Consider the following 19962-nt stretch of genomic DNA (forward strand, 5'->3'; position numbering starts at 1 on the left):
GGCTCGGACATCGGTCCGCGGTTCGATCGGCGGGTTGGTCTCCTCCTACCGGGAGGAGACCGGGGGTGGAGAGCCGCTCGACTCGACACCTGACGTGTCGCCCCACACCGACGAGCACCCGGGGCGGAGATGGCGAGGGCACCCGGCGGCGTACCCACATCGACCGCGATCTCTGTGCTGCCCTACGATCGGCCATCAGTGACGGCCGAGACCTGGAGGTACGCGCGGCGATGGGAGGCAGTTCGACCGAACATCTGCTCCTCGCGGGCGGGTACATCATCGGCGGGATACTGGTCGCGCTGCTGACGCGGCTGGTGTTCGGCTACCTCAAGCGGCGGGCCGACCAGACCCGGTGGGCGTGGGACGACATCGGCCTCGCGCTGATCGGCGACCTGGCCGCTATCGCCGCCGTCAGCACCGGGCTGTGGCTGGCGCTCCACGAGTTCGACGCGCGTTCGTCGGTGCGCGTACTGCTCGGCCGGGCGTTGGTGGCTGCCGTGGTGCTGGCCGTGACGCTGGCGGTAGCGCGCAGCGCGGGTGGCGTGGTGCGTACGGTGGCGCTGGGGCGTTCCGGTGTCGCGCAGTCGGCCACCATCTTCGTCAACGTCACCCGGGTCGTGGTCATGGCCCTCGGCCTGCTGTTGCTGTTGCAGAGCATCGGGGTGTCGATCACGCCGCTGCTCACCGCGCTGGGAGTCGGCGGCCTCGCGGTCGCCCTCGCGCTCCAGGACACCCTGTCCAACCTGTTCGCCGGCATCCACATCCTGGCGTCCCGGAAGGTGCAGCCCGGTGACTATGTCCAGCTCGACAGCGGCGAAGGCGGTTACGTCGAGGACATCAACTGGCGGAACACGACCATCCGCCAACTCGGCAACAACCTGGTCATCGTGCCCAACGCCAGGTTCGCCGACGCGCTGGTCACCAATTACCAGCGCCCCATGTCACCGATGTCCGTGCTGGTGCCGGTGGGCGTCGCCTACGACAGCGACCTGGACCACGTCGAGCGGGTCACCGTCGAAGTCGGTGACGACGTGATGCGCACCGTCGAGGGCGGCGTACCCGACCACGAGCCATCCATCCGCTACCACACGTTCGGCGACTCCAGCATCGAGTTCAACGTGATTCTGCGCTGCCAGGAGTTCAGCGACCAGTACCTGGTCACCCACGAGTTCATCAAGCGTCTGCACCGCCGGTACGGGGTGGAGGGCATCGAGATCCCGTTCCCGATCCGCACGGTCGTGCTGGCCAACCAGCCCGCGCCGCCGACGCCGAACCAGCGGCGGCCCGAACTGGACGACCCGGCGGCCACGGACCCCCGGCGGTAGCGGCCCAGCTACCCGAGCGATGGTGGGGCCACCGGCCTTCCTCGCCGTCCGGGTTGCCCCGCTCCCGCACGTGCTCGACACCACGCGTCTGGGTCTCGCCGCTCTACCCGACGGACCGGCGGTCCAGACGCTGAACCCATCGGCCCGGATCGTCCGTTTGCCGGATACCGGGGCATCGATCGGACAACTAGCGTGGTGCCGCTTCCAGGTCGGCCGAAGCATGGTCGAGAAGGAGCCGGGCATGACGACTTGGGCGGGGACCCCTGGGGATGAACCAGCCGGCACGAGCGTGCCGGCGGACCCGCGTCGTCCTGAGTTGATTCGATACTTCTTGGAGACCAGTGAGGTCGTAGGCCCGGCGATGGCCGCCCTGGCGGCCCGCCGGGCCAGCCACGAGGAGATTCGACGGATGTGGGCGCTGTCCATCCGGGTGGAGACAGCGGACGACGACATGGAGGCGAGCGTCCGAAGCGAACTGGCGTTTCATCAGGAGCTCGCGCAGGCCACCCACAATCCGGTCCTCCTGTCGACGTACCTGACGCTGCTGCCGACGGCCAGCGCGTGCGCACGGGTGTCGCTGAGCGTTGCCGGCGCCCCTCGGCGGAGCGGGTACTGGCACCGCCAGATCTCCCAGGCCATCGAGTCGGGGGACCCGCAGCGCGCCGCAAACACGATGTGCCTTCATGTGCGGCAGCTGCTTGCCGAGCTTGGGCAGGCAGAGCTGCTGGCGCCGACAGATACCGCGGGTCCGCTGTGGTCCGACGACGCCGCCAACTGACCGCGGGCCACCACGGCGGGCCGCGTCCTTCGCCGAACTCGCTGGGCCACCGGACTCGCGCTCACTGTTTGGCGAACAACTCGATCTCGCTGATCGCGACGTCGCTGCCGTGCTGTGATCGGTACACGTGGGTTACCTGGACCTCGACCTGTGTGACCCCGGCCGCGTGGGACAGCGTCAAGGTCTGCGGTCGTGCCTGGTCGGTGACGGTGAGGGTGTCCGACTGCCGGTTCGAGTAGACGAGATGTAGCTGTGCAGGCCGGTCATGGTCGGCGTAGCCGGTGACGGTGCCGGCGGTGAGAACCAGCCGGGTAAGGCTCACCCGGCGCCCCAGATCGAACGTCAGCGTGGGCGGGCTGTTCGGCGTCCAGACGACTTCCCACGCGGTGTTGCTGTACCCATCGGCGACATCGGCCGGCGGATGGCCGTGCCGCCCCGTCGTTCCGGACACCGTCGACGGGTGGACCGGCACGTAGGTCGGATGCACCATCCCCCAGGCGCGGTCTTTGGCCGCCTCGACCCGTGGCGCGACGATCCCGTTGACCCTGTTGCGCAGAGGCGGATAGGCAACGTAGGTCAGGCCGACCAGCACACCGAGAATCCCGGCGATCGTGACCGCCCGGCGGTACAGCCGACGGAGGGCGGCACGGATGTCGCGCTGCCCGCCTGAGCCGCGCCGCGCACCGGCAGCGAGAACCCGTGGTCCGCGATGCGGTGACAGCCGCTGCCACCATCGCCGGCGTACCGGCAGCGCCTCGGTGAGCGCGGTGCCGCAGCGGCTGCAGAACTTCCGAGTCGGTGCGTTGCCCTCGCCACATTCGGCACAGATCAGATCGCCGGGACGAAGCCGCCGGCTGGGTTTGGTCTTCTGGACCGGCGTCAAACGGGCCTGCGGCCGTTGCGGCACCACGCTGCCGGGCGAGTCGTCGGTTGGTACTGGTGTGGGGCGTTCGGCCTGCGATCCGGGGCCGGGCTGCTCAGCCGCGGCGGAATGGGCCGGGCCGACGGCGGACACCAGCTGGCTCGCCTCTCGGCCCGCCAGGGTGGCCCGGAACCTCGCCGCGTCATCGTCGCCCAGCTCCTCGCCCGCGTCTGGGCCGGCTGACGGCGTCGATGCCGCCCGGCTGTGCGCCGGTGCTGCCGGCCCCGTCGGCGCCGAGCGGCCCGGGGACGGCGGAGGCGGGGGCGGGGGCGGCACAACGGCCGATCCGGATGGCGCGGGCGAGGTAGCCCCACCCGGTGCCGGTGCCGGTGCCGGTGCCGGTGGCGGGGGCGGTGGCGGTGGCGGTGGCGGGGGCGGCACGCCGCCGCCCGGTGGCGGCGGTGGCGGCGGAGGCGGGGCAGGCGCGGGAACCGGGGCGGTGGGGCAACTGCCTCGGCCGGTCGCGGCGGAGGGGGCGGAGGCTTCGGAGCCGGGCTCGATGGCGGGCGGGGCGGCGCCGTCTGGGCGCCGGCGGTGCTGGCTGCACCGCCGGTGGAGCTGGGCGGCTCCGGCGGTGCCTTGAAGCTCAGCCCGGGCCGGTCGACGGTCTGCGTGGTCGGTGAGAAGACGTTGGCGATCCGTGCCAGCAGGCCCGGCGGCTCGGCGTGCGGCTCTGCCACGGCCTCGTCGATCACCTCCGCGGAGACCTTCGGCGTGACGCGCTCGCCGGTCCACTCCAGGAATGCGCCGCAGGAGCCGCAGAAAGCATCGGCGTCCTGGTTGTGGTTACCGCATCGGGTGCAGATGATCATCGCGTCGCAGCTCCAGTTCGTGCAGGACGTGGGCCGGTTTCGCGCCGCGGACCAAGGCGTCGAGAAGCGGGACGGAGACCGAGTCCGGGTCCGCCAGCGTGACCCGAATGCTCAACCGTCCGCCGGGTTCGGGGACCTCGGCGCCGGGAATCGAAGACACGTGAACCCCGCCGGTGTCGACGATCTCCACCCGGCCACCGGTCGCGGTCTCCAGCAGCATCCGCAGCCCTGCCACCGTGCCGCGACAGCGGTGGATTCGCACCGCGGCAAGTACGGCGTCGCGCTGGGTGCGGTCGTCCCAGGTCTCGTCGGTCACGGCGCCGACCCAGTCGGCCAGCCAGTGCAGGAAGTCGGGTGGGGCCAGCCGCGGGTCGAGGTAGGACTCGAGACACTCCAGGCTGAGCGCAGCCGGCGCGATCACCTCGTCGAACGCCGAGACCCAGCGCATCGTGAAGTCGTCGTCCTGGTAGATCGAGGGTAGGAAGGCCCGCAGCGGGTACGGTGTGGTGAGTCCGGGGACGGTGCCACGCATCAGTTGCCCTCGATCCTCACCTGGTGTTCGAACGAAAAGACCAGGCTGTGCTGTTCCAGGTCGACGCGACCGACCTCTGGGCCGCGAGTGCCGGTCACCGGGTTGGCGGCGAACAGCCGCAGATCCTCCACCAGATCCACTCCACGCACCGTCTCCAGCGCGGCGAACACCTCGCCGACCTGGACCGGCCTTCCGAACGGCCAGCCATGTCCGTGCGGGCCGCCTCCCGGAAGCGGACTGAGCAGCCGGTACAGCACGGCCAACGAGTCCTCGCGGAGTCGTTCCGCATCGGTCCTCGGCCGCGCGACCAATCTCGCAACCGCGGTCACCCCGCGATACAGCGGCGGCTCGACCATGACCTGCACACCCAGGACACCGACCTGCCGCAGCCGTTCGGCGATGCGCGCCAGGGTGTCCTCTGCCGGGATGAGATCCTCCAGCCTGAGGTGCCCACGGCGGTCGGGCGCGGCCGGTACCACGAGTACCCGAACCTGGCCGGCGTGCACGCCAGCCTCACCGGCCACCACACAGCGCACCCGACTCACCTCCGGCGCGGCTTCGCGAGTGATCTCTTCGTAGTCCTCGGCGGTGACGGCGCGGTTGCGGCTGCGCAGCAGAATCGGCCCCCGCACCTTCGCCTGCTCCAGCGACTCGGCGTCGACGCCACCTTGGGCCGGCTGCCGGTTCTGCACCGCCGACACGAAGGGGATGGAGGAACGCAGGGCACGAATCTCGCCGGCCGCGACGTTACCGTGGCTGCCACCACCCACCGCGTAGCGAAGCATCCGGACGACCGCGCCGCGCTCGGGCACCGCGCCGTACTGCTTGGTCGTGCCGTCGGGTTGGCGCACCAACGGGCCGAACAGGACCCGGCCGCTGAGGGCGTCCAACACGAAGTGCCGGTCGGTGGGAGCACTGTCGGCGAAGTGCTCGACCTGGATCCAATCCCGCCAACCGCGATCGGATCCGGTTTGCAGAGTTGGGGCGCCGAACCCGGCCAGCACCGGGGAACGCGACAGCGTGAACCACTGGCCCGGTGTGCCGTCGGAGGTGCCGACCGCCTCCCCGTCGATCACCTCGGCGTGGAAGACCTCAACGGTGCCGCCGACGGTGGAGGCGGCGAGCCCCTCGATCAGCGGGCTGCTGTGGTATGGCGGTTGGCCCTCGGCCGGGTCGACCACCCGTGCCCGCAGCCAGCCGGCGAGCTGCCCGTCGATCAGGCTCTGCCGGTGCCCCGGGGGAACGTGCAGGATGATGGCCCCCGGGTGGTTGAGGCCACCCGTCTCGTCGAGCCCCACCGCACACTCGACCCAGCCGTCGGCGCAGCGGGCCTCCCATACCAGCGGCGGATGTACCGGATTGACCCCGATGCCTTCCACCCGGCCTTCGAAGTCGATGCGTACCGCGGCGCTGGGTACCTCGGCATCAACGCCCAGCAACAGCGTGTCGTCCGGTACCGGCATCGCTGAGAAGGCAGGAACCGGGGTACCGAGCTCCAGTCGTTGGGTCTGCTCGACCGACTCGCCCGCGCCTGCTGAGCGCGTCCGCAGCGTCGACAGTGCGCACGGGGTGACCTCCAGTTCGGCACCGGTGGAGAACACGAGCGGCGCCTGTGCGCCGGTGCGTTGGGTGGCGACAAGCGTCCCGATCGGTATCACCAGCCGAGCACGGGCCGGCGTGGCGAGCCAGAACGTGACGGTGGCCCGGGCAGCAGTGGCGGGGATCAGTCGCACCCCGATCAGGTCCAGGAACCTCACGAACAACCGGTCCGGCACCCGGTTGAGCCGGTACAGGAGTTGGTCGGTGAGAAACGCCACCGCCTCGACCAGGGTGATGCCTGGATCGGCCGGTCCCCTGTCCGTCCACTCCGGACAACGCTGCATGATCAGCCGGCGTGCGTCGGCAACCAGGTCATCGAACCGACGGTCATCGAGATTCGGCAAGGGCAGGCTCATCGGACGCCGCTTCTTTCCACGCCGGTGTTCTCCTCCAAGCTGTCGAAATCGATCACGACGCTGCGATCGGGCTCACCGGCGAGCCGGTAGCGGATGTCGATGCGAAACAGGCCGGCGGCCTCATCGACGGCCGGTTCCACGAAGACTTCCCGCACCTGTACGCGCCGTTCCCAGCGCGACAGGGCGGCCCGCACCTCGGTGGCGATGCGGCCGGCGGTGTCGACGCTCATCTCGGCGAACACGAAGTCACGCAACCGTGAGCCGAAGTCCGGCCGCATCTGCCGCTCACCGGGGTAGGTCAACAAAATGATGCGCATCGCTTGCTCCACCCGCTCCACCCCGCTGTTGACGGCGATGGCGCCGTGGGCTCGTGCCCGCGGTGGGAACACCCAACCGGTTCCGATGCTGTCGGATTTCACGGCTCCTCCTCGCGTTGGCTTGACTAGTTGAGCTGGATCGGCTTGCCCTTGACCGCGACCGGCCCGGCGCCGTCGATCTCGACGGTCTTGCCTTTGAGGATCAATCGGGAGCCGCCGTCGATGGTCACCGTGCCCGCCGCGCCCGACCTGATCTCGATCGAGCCGTTGCACTCGATCGTCAGTAGGCCGGGCCGGTCCGGGCTGCAGCGCAGCGCCACGGACCCCGCCACCTGGTCCAGGCACAGGCCGATCTGGCCATCTGCCGAGCCGAGCGTCAGGTCTGCTGCAAGCGGCTTTCCCTTGCCGTTGGGTGGTACCTCGTCGTGAAAGGCAAGGACGTTGCCGGCTGGGGTGATCAGCCCGCGCCGGGCCACGGCGCCGGACTCGCCGGCCGCATGAACGCCGCCGTTGCCGGGTCGGCCGCGCCTGCCGCCGGCGAGTCCGTATCCGGTGCGTGTGCTCGCGAGGCTGCTCAGCACGTACGGGCGGCGCACGTCACCGTGTTCGAATGCCACCAGGACCTGGTCGCCGGGGCTGGGGAGAAAGAGCGCGCCCTCCGCTGTGCCGGCGAACAGTTGCCCGGTCGGCGACCAGTCCGACTCGTGTGCGGGTGAGAGCCATGGCAGGCTGACCTTCACTCGGCCGAGTTGCTCGGGATCGTTGATGTTGGTGACCACCCCACACACCACCCCGTCGACAGTGGCGGCGCTGTCGCGACGGCACGGGTCTGCTCGGGCCAGCGTCAGCAGAGAGCGATCCTGCGTCCCGCTGGCGGTGAAGCTCGTGCGGTAGCCGAGGACTTCGGTATCGAAGATGTGCCGGGCACCGCTGAGAAGCCAGCGGCCGGCGAACGTGCCGGGCAATCGGTCAAGCTGTACCACGCATCCGGCCTGAATGCGCGCATCCCCCAGGCACTCTCCGTCCGCCTCCGCCTGGGTGCTTCCCCATCGGGCGGCAGCGGAGCGGGCGGCGGTGGCGGCTGCCGCGTCACTGCCGCCGGGCAGCGGCAGGGCAAGGGTGGTGACGACGTTGGCTTGCGGGTTGGGAGCGGGTCCCAGATCGTCGGCCACGCCGCGGTGTGCCGGTTCGGGCCCGCGCGTCGGTGGGACGAACGCACCCGCGAAGCGGGCTGCCCGGGGGCCGGCGACGGTAGTGGCCCCGGCGTTGGCCACCTCATGCTGGGCCGAGACCGTGGTCGCCCGAAGCGGATCCCACACCCGCACCTCTGCCTGCGGCGCCAGGTTTCCCGCAGTGACACGCGGGAACAGCCGGCGCAGCTCCGCGCCGTAGCGCAGCCGCAACGGTGTTGCGGTGTCCACCGTCGATCGGCGGCGAAAGTAGAAACCGTCATCGGCCACCCCCAGCTCGTAGCCGATCTCGCGGGCCCGTTGGCACAGGAACTCCCAGTCGGTCTGATTGGCCTGCACGACGTAGTGCACCGGGTCGGGGGTGGCATCCACCCTCCCTACCGCAAGGCCCGCATCGGTGGCCACCTGCCGGGCGATCTCGGAGTCTTTCTGCTGGAGGAAGGTCCGGGTGCGGCGGGCCCGCTGCAACCGGTGGTCCAGCGTGTAGCCGCGTACGACGGTCGTCGCGCTCGACTCGACGAAGCTGCCTTCCACCGTGGTGATCTCCCCGGCGATGAGTCGGTGCGAACCACCGGCTGTGTCGGGCCCCCAGACCTGAATCGGGGTGCCCAGTGCGAGCCCGGCGATGCGCAGTGCCGCACCGTCGGGATCCCGGAACCTGATCTCGAACATGTCGGGCACCGTCAGATGCGAGTCGACCGCGACGAGCCGGATCCGGTCCGCGGCCGCCGCGGGTAGCACCGCCGCCTCCATGCCCGTCCTGATCACCGGATGCGCGAAGGCGGTGCCGTCCAGCGGTGCGGTTGGCGTGCTCATCAGAGCCGCCCTCCGGGCCGTTGGGCCAGCCCGGTGCGCACGTCCTGACCCGGCTGGGGTCGACGATCCTCGGCGTCGCCACCCTCGTCGGCAGCCGGGGAGGCGGCGCTCGCCTCCGGGGTGGCCGCCGACTCATCGTCGCCCGGATCCGTCGCGGTCGTGTCCGCGGCGGCCGCACCGGCCACCGCGGACTGTTCCACGGCCGGCGGCCCAGCGTCAGGTGGCGTCGCCGCGTCGGCCGGGCTCTGTTCCTTGAGGGTGAGGCTGACCGTCGCGCGGACCGGACGTCCCGATCCGTCGAACCGATCGTAGGTGGTACCGAGCTTGTCGATGACCACCAGATGGTCGAAGGCGCCCCACCGAAACGACAGCTGCGGTGGCCGGAAGACCTGGGGGTTCATCGACGCGCCCGGCTCGGACTCCTGAGCACGCGGCGTCGCGAACGCCAACAGGCGCTCCACGTACATCTCGGTGTCTGGCCCCACCAGCCGGAGGTTGTTGACGCTGTAGGTCGTCTGGTTCGCCTCGACCTGCACCTTGGCGCCGCTGGCGTCCTTGTTCTCCGAGCGCTGGGTCGAGCGGCTGACGCTGATCGACTCGGCGTTGTACCGGAACTCCACTCGCTGCTCGGTTCGTTGATCGCTCAGGGTGATCACGCTGCGGCCCGGCCCCGCCGTCGAGGAGCCCGCCGATCCGCCGAGCATGCCGCCGAGGAACCCCTGGTGGCGTAGCTGCAGTTTCTCGATGGCGACGGCGTTGGTGCCGGCGGCAAGATCCGGACCGGTCCAGGCGACCGGCACCACACCCCGCAACTCCCACCGGGCCACGATCTTGCGGTCCGCGTCCAGCAGCGTCACGGTGGCGGTGCGATCCTCGTCCATCACACCGGCCGACCAGCCACTGGTGACCTCGTGCAGCCAAGCCTGCAGGCGCGGCGAGCTTCGTCCGTTCATCGCACGGGCCAGCGTGATCGTGCCGTACTCGAGCTGCCCGGTGAGGTAGTACTGGTGTAGGTGGTCACCGCCGGTGCGAACCGCCTGCGGGTTGAAGTTCACCGACAGCCCACTGCACGACTGCCACTCTCCGAGATGGGTGTTGTCGAGTTTGACGGCGAAGCGCATCGACAGGCCCAGTGCGGTACTCCGACGCGAACTCGACGAGCCGGTCGCGGCATCGGTTGCGGTCCCCGACGCGGGTGAGCCCGGTGCCTGGGTGCCGCCATCAGCCGATGAGGCAGTGCCGGTCGTCGGCGTCGGTCCGGCAGTGACCGATCCTGCGGGGTCGCTCCGGGCGGGTGGCACGCTACCCACGGTGACGGTCATCGCCGCTCCCCTCGGCTGTGCGATCGCTTGTCCACAACTCAGCTCCTGCGGTACTTGACGCTGTCGTCCAGGAAGCCGGTGTGCGCGAGTTCCAGCGTCTCGACGATGGCCTTGGGTCCTCCCGCGTCGAACTCACCGATCGACCAGGACACCGGAAACAGGTCGCGCAGGGTCCACTCGATGATCGGTTTGAGGTCGGAGCTCAGCATCTGGATCACGCCGCTGATCGGGTCGTGTTCGGCCGACAGCGACGCGAGCCAGCGTCGTACCACGGCGGAGTCGGGGCAGGCCACCCTGCTGAGCCGGATCCGTTCGTAGCTCGGGTTGCCCGGGTACTGGCGCACATGGTTGCTGTCGCCCGAGCGGTACTCACACATCTGCCAGCTGACCTTGAGCCCGCTGGCCTTCTGCCAGGAACCCAGGTCGTAGGCGCTGCGGTCGAGGTGTACGAAGAAGTGATGGGCGGTGCCCATCGTGGTGTGTTTCTGCGGCGATGCCACGACAGCGACCATCGAAACTCCCTATTGATCGGCGAGCCAGCCGCGGCGTTCGCGGTCGACCAGCAGTTCGTGGCGAAGCCGGCCCAACAGGCCCGGATACAGCCGATCGGTCAGCTCCTCCAGGTCGGCCGGGCCGGTGTCGACTGGCTGGCGTTCCAGCGCGTCGGTGAGTCGGTCCAGCTGACCGCGCAGTGCCGTGGCGTCGGCTCGCGCCGCGACCCCGTCGGTGCGGATGTCCAGGACCTGATTGCGAAGCTCGCCGACGGATTGGGCGAGGGCGGCGAGCTCAACCTCTGTCCCCGTCACGGCGGCGGGCACTTCCGGGGGGCCCGGAACCGTCGGTGCGGCCCACCCGGGCAACGGGTCGGCAGCCGCCGGCGGGTCACCGAACTCGCGGTGCAGCAACTCCCGCAGCTCGTCGAGATCGGGCGCGGGCTCGGCCAGTGTCTGTAGCGGGACGGGGACGGGCGACCCGCCACTGCGGCCTGCGGCCGGGTCGCCGAAGGATTCGGAGACATCCCAGCGGTCCGGGCCAGGGGGTTGCGGATCGGGGCGGGTGGCCGCCGCCAACAGCGCATTGGCGCGGTTGGGCCCCCACCGCTGGGCCAAGGTACCCGGCTCCCGTCGGATCGCGGGATCACCGGACGCCGCCGTTGGGGTGTCGATCGTTCGGGCGGGCCGATAGTTCCGGCTCCGACGGGAATCGTGGCCACCTGCCGGCCGGTATGCTCGGTAGCGCGCGGCGAGCTCCACTCCCTTGCGTCTGAAGCTGGGAGACATGAACACCTGGCACCCGGTCGGGGCCGTCCACGCGGATCGCCGGGGCCGTGGCGCGAAGTGGCATCGACGGGGAAGCATCCCGTTCGAAGATTTCCGGCGGGCCTGCTGGCGCGCCGCTGGAGGCTCCCGGGCTGTGTTTGATGCCATCGTACTGGCGACGGAGCCGGGGCAAGGCAATCGATCCGGCACCGGCTGGATTCGAAGAAGCGGGACCGAAGCCGACCGCCGGCGCTGTACCGGTGTGCGACAGGTCCGTACGGGGCGATGGTGCGTGCCGATCGGGTCGTGCCTGCCGCTCGGAGGTGGCGCTCGTGGTCGGTGCGCCCACCCGTGCGGTGCGACGCCGCTCCCGTCCACCGAGCGGCATCGGATCGACCGGTTCTGCTGGGCGCCTGGTGCTTGCAGGACGGCCGGGCATACCCGGCACGGTCTGACGCGGGCCGGCGGCCGGCTCGACGGGTTCCGGACCGGTCCGCTCGGCGCCCGGTGGCCCGGGAACCGTCTCGGGAAAGGGGGCCGCAATGGTCGCCGCAGGGTGCTGGCGAGGCGCGGAGGGACGCCCCCTACCCTCCGGCGATCGGCGGGGAAGCGGGTCGTCGGAGTTCGGCACCGTCGGATCGGTGTCCGCGAAACGGGCTCCGGCCGCCGACCTGACCTGGGCGCCGAGGTCTCGTCGTAGCTCGCTGTTCGGCACCGCTTCGGCCTCCGGCACCGCGCCGGTTCCCGGCGGGGCATCGGCGGCCGGTACCCCTTCGACATCAGGCCCCACACCGGCATCCGCGCCGGCATCCGGTATGGGTTCGACATCCGGTGTCGCGTCTGCCGTGGGCGGGCCGACATCCGGTGCGGTTTCGCCCTTCGGCGCGGTTTCGGCATCCGGCACCGGGGCCGGGTCCGGTGGGACGGCGGTGTTCGGAGGTCCGTCGGCGCCGGATGCGAGGGTGGCGCGCTGCGGCACGGCCTCCGCGCGGTGTGTCGTGTCGTGATGTGGCACAGCAACGGTTCCCGCATCCGCAGCGGGCGGCTTCGGCCCCCGAGCCGGTGCCGATGGCGCATCCGTGCCAGCCGTTGCAGGTGCGTCTGCCACTGGGACCGACGGGGTCCGCTGTTGCGGACGGGCGGTCGAGTGCAGACCAAGGCGCCGGCTCTGGCCGAGGCTCGCCCGCGGGCCGGGCATCTGGTCGTTCCGGTGCGCTCGGCGGGCCTCGTCCTGCTGGTCCAACGTTCGCAGCAGGTCCAGCCAGGCCGGCTCACCCGACGACTCGTCATCGGTCTGGTCGAAGTCCTGATCCGGTGCAGGTTCAGGCCAGATCCCGGCGACGGGGCCCGGTGTCGGATCCGGCGGAGGGAGCGGGCCGGTCACGTCCTGGTCGACCGGTACCGGGATCAGCGGTGGCTCGCCCTGTACCCAGAGCGACGTGTCGTGGTTCGCCGCTGCCGAGACCGGGTCGTCCTCGTCCCAGACCGGGTCGTCCTCGTCAGGCCCGGCCTGATCGTCTACCCGGACGCCGCGGACGGTATCCGGCGGGCGCGGTGCACCGACCCAGCGGTCACCAGCGTCGGTCAGGTCATGCCGACCGGCTGGATGGGCGACGACCGGGTGACGCGAGCGTCGCCACCCGTCCGGTGCCCGGCGCTCGACCGCGGCGACCGTCTCGATCGGTTCATCCGGTACGGCCGGCCGAGCCAGACCGCCCACCGTGCCGGCCGGGGACCGGCCCAGCGGTGGGAGTGCCCGCATCGGCGGGTCCGCCGCCGAAAGAGCAGGCACCGGCGGCTGAAAGCCGATCGTCGGCGTCAGGGCACCGGCGGTCGGAACTAGAGGAGCAAGCCTCGCCCACGCCCGAGCGGGATGCACGCCGGTGCCGGCGCCCGCTGTCGTTGCACGCCGACCGGTGAACGGCCATCGCATGCCCCTGCCTCCTCCCGATATCTCGGCTCACACTGATCCCCACGCCGTGCCGCCACCGCGGCCGGCAAGCACGTCCAGCTCGGCCAACAGGCGGATGCGCGTCGGATGCTCCAGATCGAGAATGGTGTCCAGGCTCCAGTGGAGATGAAAGGCGACGTACGCGATCTCGCCCCACAGCTGATCGGTCGCGTACGTCAGGATCCCCCCGTGGCATCACCGCCGATGTCGACGCTGAACTCGTGCCCGCACTCGGGACACGCGACGTCCGCCTCCGTGTGCCCCTGCTGGTTGATCCGCCGGTACAGGTCCTGCAGAAAGGCCAGGTCCGAGGCGAACAGGCCCTCGACGACGTCGGTGTCGACCGGCTCGTAGGTGCCGAGGCGCACCAGGGTGCGCGCCAACAGCACGACGGTCAGATAGGCAGGGTTCTGCCGTACCCGAAAGTCCGTGCGCGGCGCGATCTCGTCCCGCGCGGTCGCGAGCCGCAACACGCCGTCTCGGTGCAGGGATCCGTTGCGGTCACGGTATCCCCGGGGCAGCACGAACGGGTACTCGGTGCGCAGGGACGGGTCCATCAGCTGTCCCGGAGCGCGTTGCACGCCTCGCGCCATGACGACTGCACCTCCCGAGATCGGCTCAGAACGACGCCTTGGCGTTCGGGTCGATGATGTTGTCGCAGATCAACGTCAGCTCCATCATCACCAGATCGCTGGTACCGGACTTCATCGATCCGATGTTCATCTTGGACGGCCAGGCGTTCTGGAGGATGTACTGCAGTCCGGGTGGCCCGCCCGGATACGGGTCCATCGGCCGGAAGAACTTCAGCGTGCAGGTCTTGTAGGCCGTCTCCAAGCCGGTGCGCACCATCTGGTACCAGGTCCAGATCGTGAGGTCCTTGTCCAGGCCACGCTTGAGCGTCACGGTCGGCGGCTTCTGCGCACCGAACAGCTTCGCGTGCTCGATGCCCTTCTTCCCGATCGCCTGATACTCGCCCGTGGTGGTCTCCATGTTGATGGCGCCGAGCTCAGCGAAGTTGACGGTCGACATCCCGGTGATCTCCAACTGGAAGATCGCGGCGCTGAGCAGCTCTGTGTGGGCACCGGGGCGGGCGATCTGGCGTGGTCCTGGCATCAGATGACTCCTTTGCGGTGGACGGGGCGACGGCACGGCGCCGGCATCGGATGCCGAACGACCGGGGTACGCTCACTCCTCCAGCGCCGCACCCTGTGCGAGTTGGGAGAGGCGGAAGACCACGAACTCGGCCGGTTTGACTGGTGCCAGGCCGATGTCGACGGTGAGTACGCCCGCGTCGAGGTTCTCCGGCGGATTGTTCTCGGCATCGCACTTGACGTAGAAGCCCTCCGCCCAGCTGCTGCCCATCAGTGCACCGGTCGCCCAGATACGGCCGAGGAACATCGTGATGACTCGGCCGACGGTGTCCCACAGCGCGGCGTCGTTGGGCTCGAACACGACCCAGTTGGTACCCAGCAGGATCGACTTCTCCACCCAGTTGAACAGACGACGCACGTTCAGGTAGCGCCACTCGGCGTCGCTGGAGAGGGTGCGCGCCCCCCACACGCGGATGCCCTGCCCTGGGAAGAACCGGATGCAGTTGACGCCGATCGGGTTGAGTTGGTCGTGCTCGCCCTTGGTGATGGCAAGCTCCAGCGTCAGCGCACCGCGCACCACCTCGTTCGCCGGGGCCTTGTGCACGCCACGGGTCTCGTCGCTTCGTGCCCACACTCCGGCCAGATGCCCGCTGGGCGGCATCAGGATCGGCTTGCCCTGCGCCGGGTCCATGACCCTGATCCAGGGCCAGTAGAGCGCCGCGTACTTCGAGTCGTAGCCGGCCACGACGTTGCGCCACTCCTTGAGCTGCTGGGCGTTGAGGCCGGGCGGCGGATCCAGGATCGCGACCCGATCCCCCATCAGCTCACAGTGGGCGATCATCCCCAGTTGCACCGCCTTGAGCCCGTCGTCGTCGAGCGCGCCACGCTGGTAGGCGCTCATCAGATCAGGCGCGCACAGCATGGTGACGTCCTCCAGGGCCTCCAGTCCGGCAAAGCCCGTCCGGTCGCCGACATCCCCGACGTACTCGGCCGCGTCGAGCCGGTTGTCCGCGGGAGCGGCGTCGCCGCCGGACAGCGCCACCTCGGCGCCCTGGCGCGGTACCAACGATCCGCCCTTGGTCTCCTCGACCGCGATCAACTTCGAGCGCTGCCGGACCGCGGTGACCACGTTGGTCGCGCCACGCTTGACGGTCACGTCGGCGAAGGTCTCGACCACCTTGTCGCCCTGCTTGACGGTCAACGTGAACGTCCCGTCCGACGGCGTGGACGCCGCTTCGACCAGCACGGCAAGTGCCCGGCCGGCCGGGCCCGGCTGCAGCGCCCGTACCCGCAGCGCCGTCTTGTCTCCTGTGCTTGCCGGCAGGCTCGCGGTGGCATGGCCAGCCGTGAGCGCGGCCGGCTCATCGCCGGAGTTGGCCGCGTTACCCACCATCCCGGCGCCGATCCGGACCACATAGGCCGACCCGCCGCCGTTGAGGAAGAAGCCGTAGACGGCGAGTGGCAGGTAGGCGCCGTCGAGGAAGGTACCGAAGGTTCGGGTGAACTGGGTCCAGTTGGTGATCAGGGTCGGCTCGTGAACCGGGCCTTTCTCGGCGAAGCCGACGAAGGCGGCAACAGCGGTGCCGACCGCTTCGATCGGTCGTGAGCCGGAGGAGACTTCCTCGACATAGACACCGGGAGACAGGTACGTCGCCGCCATCGGACACCCCACTGGGTCGAAGTTGTCGGAGCGCGACCGGGACGCCGCAGCGTTGCCGGGTGGGGCGAGCATCGCAGCTGGGCCCGCGGGCCGTACCGAACGCACGGGCCTCCGATCGGGCCACCGCCGATGCCCGGACGGGCATCGACGACGCTCGCCTGTCTGCCCGCCGGGGCAGGCAGCCGGCACGCCGCTCGGTGACGATCGGGGGGTGATCGCCGACCTGGACACCGCGCTGGAGCGTTGGCTTGCGCGGATGCTGCCCCAGGAGGTTGCGATCGTGCTCGACCCGCCCGCGACACCCGGCCCGGCCCCGGTGGTGCACGCCTGGCTGTACGCAATCCGCGAGGACCCCGACGGTGCACCGGCGGGTGGCAGCAGCGTGCGCAATGACGATGGCCGGGTGGTCGCCCGGCTGCCGGCGCCGCGCAGGTACCGGTTCGACTACCTGTTGACGGCGTGGGCGCAGACCGCCCGGCGCGAGCACGAGTTGCTCGGACAGGTCCTTGTCGCCGCGGCAAGCACCCTCGCGCTGCCGCCGGAGTACCTCGACGGAAGGCTGGCCAACGGGTATCCGGTCGTGGTGCGCTGCGCGCCGCAGGGTCCCGACCGGCCGGTCGGAACCGGTTGGTGGGCGGCCCGCCCGGCGGCGCACACCGCTCTTGCCCTCACCGTGCTCGCCACCCTCGTACCCGAGGCCGACGCCGAACTTGCACCGTCGCCGAGGCGGGTCGCGCTGCGATCGCAGCAGTCTCCGGCAGCGACGACACCCCGGCCACAGCGTCCTGCCGTCATCGAGGGACCGTGACCTTCGGGCAACGGAACCTTCCCCGCCGGGTACCCCACACCTCCTGCTTCCGGCGGCTCCGGCCCGGTTGGCTGGCGGGATGGCTGATCTGCACCACACGGCGCCGGGCCGTCGTCGGCGGTGGCTGCGCGGCGTCGCCGCAACCGCGGTCCTGGCCATGCTGGGCGCCGATCTCGGCGGCGGCGCGGCGTCGTCCGCGCCGGAAACCAGCGGCCGGACCATCCTGGTGGGCAGCGGCACGATCCCGTTCCCGAGCGGCACCGGTAGCGGCACCGCGCTGAGCGCGGACGGACGTTACCTGGCCTACTCGAGCGGTACGGCGGGGCAACCGAGCCGGATTCAGCTCGCCGACCTGCAGACCGGTACCCAGCAGACGATCTCGCCGGCCGGCGAAGCGGCGAGCGCGCCGAGTGTCTCCGGGGACGGCGCACTGGTCACCTACCAGGTCGATGACGGCGCCACGCCAACCTCGGGCATCGAGATGTGGCGCCGGTCTGGCGACGGGACCCTGCAACAGGTGACCGGGAGCGCCCGGGACCTGCAGTACGAGCGGGTCGTGCCCTGCCTCGGAGCGGGTCCTGACGCCAGCGACCCGTGCGGACCGCGCCTGTCGGGTGACGGCAACACCCTGGTCTACCCGGTGCGGCAGACCGCCCGATCGCCATACCTGCGGCTGAGCACCGACGCCGTGCAGACATCGAGCGCGGCGCCGGGCCCTCGGACGGTGACCGCAGCCGCCAGCCAACTCGCCGCGGATCCGGTCCTGGACTTCGGCTCGGCCTACACCACCGGAACCGTGGTCACGCTGCCGCTGCATGTCACGGTCCTCGGCAGCGGTCAACCCGGCGTCGGCTCGCTGCGGATTCCGGCCAACATCCAGCCCTCGACCCCGATGCCCGCGGGTGCGGGCTTCGGCTTCGCCAACGATGACGGCACGCCGACCGACACCAGCGATGCCTGCCGCCCGGTCGCCGTAGGCGCCACCTGCACGCTGTGGGTCAGTTACACCGCCGACATCCGGGAGCATCCATGCGCAGCCCGGTATGCAACCCTGACGCTGCGTGGCAGTACGCCGGCCGGCCAGAGCGCCCTGACCCTGGTGGCCCGTAACGCGGCAGGCGGCTGTCGGGCTGTAGAGAGCCAGTGCGCGCCCGCCGACCCTGCTCGGCCCGACACCGTGTCGGCCTCGGTGGGCACCGACAACGCCGGCACCACACTGGTCGACCTGGGTGCCCGACCCGCCGGCGGTACCTACGTGACGAGCTACACGATCCACAACACCCTGGGCGAGCCGGCACTGGTCGATGTGCAGGGCAGCGACTGCTCCCTCACCCAACTCGGTGGGGCCACCGGCCCCGACACTCGCTGCGGAAGCGGTGCGGTTCCGCCCGGCGGCGACTGCGCGCTGGTGGTCGCCTACCGGCCACGGCGAGACACGTTCCCACCCTCGGTTCTGCGCGCCACCTTGAGTACCGCCGCGGGTTGGGGCGACGGGCCTACCACAACCACTCTTGTCGTTGGTTCCGCCAGCCAGTACGGCGTGGTCGCCCGCCGCGATCCCGGCGGGCACGGCGACTTCGCCGCCGCGAAAAGCACGGTGGTCAGCACCGACGATGGCGGCGCGGCCATCGACGGGCGAGAGCCGGCGGTCTCCGCCGATGGTCGGTACGTGGCGTTCCGGTCCCACCGCGCCACCACCACGGCAACCGAACCGACCGATCTGGTCTATCTGCGCGACACCCGCACCGGTCACACCGCGCTGGTGTCCCGGCTGCCCGCGACCGGCAGCGCCGGCGGTTCGGTGGCTCAGTCGGCCCACGCCCCGACGCTGTCGGCCGACGGCTCCCGGGTCGCGTTCGAGGCACGACGCACCGGTCAGGACACCGGCCAGATCTACCTGCGCGACCAGACCAACGGCCGCACCGTGCTCGTCTCCGCCGCGGTCCGCAGTGGAGTGGGCGCCGATGGCCCCAGCTCTCGCCCCGCCCTGTCCGCCGACGGCACTACGGTGGCCTGGCAGTCCACCGCGACCGACCTGGTCACCGTGCCCGTGCCGGTGGAGGGCGGCCCGCAAGTATATGCACGCAACCTCGGCACGGCTCACACCAGCCAGACCGGGACCGAGCTGATCTCGACCAGCCCGGCCGGGCACGGCCAGGATCCGGCGATCAGCGCGGACGGCGGGGTCGTCGGATTCCGGTCAGCCGACACCGTGCACAGCTCCGTGGCATCGGCTCGTCAACCCGCCACGTTCCTCGCCCGGCTCCGCTATCCCAGCCCATCGACCTCCCCGACCGACATCGCGTTCGACCCACAGCCGGCCGGCACTACCAGCCTGCCTCGAACCGTGCGGGTGCGAAACGCTGGGCCGGGCCCGCTGCACGCCAGTATCGGTGTCACCGGCCCGTTCCGGATACTCGACAGCGACTGCGGCTCCACCGTCCACGCCAACGAGTCCTGCAGCCTCGACATCGTCTTCGAGCCGACCACGTCCGGCGACCTGAACGGTCAGCTCACCGTGTCAGCGTTGGTGTTCGCCGCGCCGATCGGCGGGTCAACCAGCGTGACGCTGTCGGGCACCGGCGCGCCCGCGAGCGCAGGACTGCGCGCCGTCCCCGACTCCCTCAAGCTGGGCAGCCAGCAGCTCGGCGTCGCCAGTGATCGGGTCGCGCTCGCGTTGACCAACACCGGAACGGTGCCGTTGGCGGTCACCGCGGCGTTCCTGCCCGGCCGGGGGCCGGCGCAGTTCGGTGTCACCACCGGTTCGTGCCGCGGCTCGCTGGCGCCCGGGGCGGGTTGTCACCTGTTCGTACGGGTGACACCACGACAGCTCGGACGCCTGTCGGGCGAGCTGGCGGTGTCCGGCTCCGCTGGGCAGGCCGACACGGCGCAACTGGTACCGGTATCCGCCACCACGCGCACACCGGTGCTGGCCCTGAACCCGACGGTGGTCCGTCCACACGACGTGGTGACGCTCAGCGGCCGCTACTTCCCGCCCGGCACGAGGGTACGGATCGGTGGAGTGCGGCGCTCGGCCGTCGATGTCGACACCGACCGCTCCGGGACCTTCGCCGTGCCGGTGGTACTTCTGGGCGACGAACCGACGGGTACCAGCCGGCCGCGTGCGCTCGTAGCGGGAGTCGGGGCGGTCACCGGGCCGGCGCTACTGGTGCAGGCGGCGACGAGCCAACCGAACCGGTTCGACACCAGGCGATAGGCACGCA

16 protein-coding genes are annotated in these 19962 nt (G+C 70.7%); 4 read left to right on the forward strand and 12 right to left on the reverse strand.

Annotated features, from left to right (window positions below; translation table 11 throughout):
- The first annotated feature begins 230 nt into the window (after positions 1-230).
- Both Athai_RS23175 and Athai_RS23180 read left to right on the forward strand, forming a co-directional pair.
- A complete protein-coding gene (locus Athai_RS23175) occupies positions 231-1325 on the forward strand; it encodes a mechanosensitive ion channel family protein (RefSeq protein ID WP_203963442.1) in 1095 nt (364 codons plus the stop codon).
- A gap of 70 nt (positions 1326-1395) precedes the next feature.
- Positions 1396-2103 (forward strand): FadR/GntR family transcriptional regulator, encoded by a 708-nt coding sequence (locus tag Athai_RS23180; RefSeq protein ID WP_203963443.1) that lies wholly within the window; start codon positions 1396-1398, stop codon positions 2101-2103.
- A gap of 61 nt (positions 2104-2164) precedes the next feature.
- Here the strand turns inward: Athai_RS23180 and Athai_RS23185 are convergent, their stop codons facing one another.
- From Athai_RS23185 to Athai_RS23235, 12 genes are all read right to left on the reverse strand, one after another.
- Positions 2165-3118, reverse strand: coding sequence for an NADase-type glycan-binding domain-containing protein (locus tag Athai_RS23185; RefSeq protein WP_203963444.1), 954 nt, complete (start codon positions 3116-3118; stop codon positions 2165-2167).
- 693 nt (positions 3119-3811) lie between these two features.
- On the reverse strand, positions 3812-4369 hold the full coding sequence (locus Athai_RS23190) for a phage tail protein I (protein WP_203963445.1): 558 nt from the start codon (positions 4367-4369) through the stop codon (positions 3812-3814).
- The gene (locus tag Athai_RS23195) at positions 4369-6324 is read right to left on the reverse strand and encodes a putative baseplate assembly protein (protein ID WP_203963446.1); all 1956 of its coding nucleotides are present in this window, start codon (positions 6322-6324) and stop codon (positions 4369-4371) included. The genes Athai_RS23190 and Athai_RS23195 overlap by 1 nt, the downstream gene beginning before the upstream one ends.
- Complete coding sequence (locus Athai_RS23200) at positions 6321-6743, reverse strand: GPW/gp25 family protein (RefSeq protein ID WP_203963447.1); 423 nt, start codon at positions 6741-6743, stop codon at positions 6321-6323. The genes Athai_RS23195 and Athai_RS23200 overlap by 4 nt, the downstream gene beginning before the upstream one ends.
- Before the next feature lie 23 nt (positions 6744-6766).
- On the reverse strand, positions 6767-8647 hold the full coding sequence (locus Athai_RS23205) for a phage baseplate assembly protein V (protein ID WP_203963448.1): 1881 nt from the start codon (positions 8645-8647) through the stop codon (positions 6767-6769).
- The gene (locus tag Athai_RS23210) at positions 8647-9768 is read right to left on the reverse strand and encodes a phage tail protein (protein ID WP_203963449.1); all 1122 of its coding nucleotides are present in this window, start codon (positions 9766-9768) and stop codon (positions 8647-8649) included. The genes Athai_RS23205 and Athai_RS23210 overlap by 1 nt, the downstream gene beginning before the upstream one ends.
- Positions 9769-10007: 239 nt before the next feature.
- Positions 10008-10481: a phage tail protein gene (locus tag Athai_RS23215; RefSeq protein ID WP_203963450.1), complete on the reverse strand. Its 474-nt coding sequence runs from the start codon at positions 10479-10481 to the stop codon at positions 10008-10010.
- 9 nt (positions 10482-10490) lie between these two features.
- Entirely contained in the window at positions 10491-11039 is a 549-nt protein-coding gene (locus Athai_RS23220) for a hypothetical protein (protein WP_203963451.1), read from the reverse strand.
- A gap of 2149 nt (positions 11040-13188) precedes the next feature.
- Complete coding sequence (locus Athai_RS35375; protein ID WP_420829840.1) at positions 13189-13362, reverse strand: DUF6760 family protein; 174 nt, start codon at positions 13360-13362, stop codon at positions 13189-13191.
- Entirely contained in the window at positions 13356-13772 is a 417-nt protein-coding gene (locus Athai_RS23225; protein ID WP_239157115.1) for an RING finger protein, read from the reverse strand. Before Athai_RS23225 ends, Athai_RS35375 begins: the two co-directional genes overlap by 7 nt.
- 25 nt (positions 13773-13797) lie before the next feature.
- A complete protein-coding gene (locus Athai_RS23230) occupies positions 13798-14292 on the reverse strand; it encodes a phage tail protein (protein WP_030449761.1) in 495 nt (164 codons plus the stop codon).
- Positions 14293-14364: 72 nt separating this feature from the next.
- Complete coding sequence (locus tag Athai_RS23235; protein ID WP_203963452.1) at positions 14365-15930, reverse strand: phage tail sheath family protein; 1566 nt, start codon at positions 15928-15930, stop codon at positions 14365-14367.
- Between the two features lie 211 nt (positions 15931-16141).
- On the opposite strand from Athai_RS23235, the gene Athai_RS23240 reads away from it, so the two are divergent.
- Both Athai_RS23240 and Athai_RS23245 read left to right on the forward strand, forming a co-directional pair.
- Positions 16142-16738: a Pvc16 family protein gene (locus Athai_RS23240; protein WP_203963453.1), complete on the forward strand. Its 597-nt coding sequence runs from the start codon at positions 16142-16144 to the stop codon at positions 16736-16738.
- Between the two features lie 79 nt (positions 16739-16817).
- Complete coding sequence (locus Athai_RS23245) at positions 16818-19955, forward strand: choice-of-anchor D domain-containing protein (RefSeq protein ID WP_203963454.1); 3138 nt, start codon at positions 16818-16820, stop codon at positions 19953-19955.
- Positions 19956-19962 lie beyond the last annotated feature (7 nt).

The sequence above is a fragment of the Actinocatenispora thailandica genome (assembly GCF_016865425.1).
GTDB classification, from domain to species: domain Bacteria; phylum Actinomycetota; class Actinomycetes; order Mycobacteriales; family Micromonosporaceae; genus Actinocatenispora; species Actinocatenispora thailandica.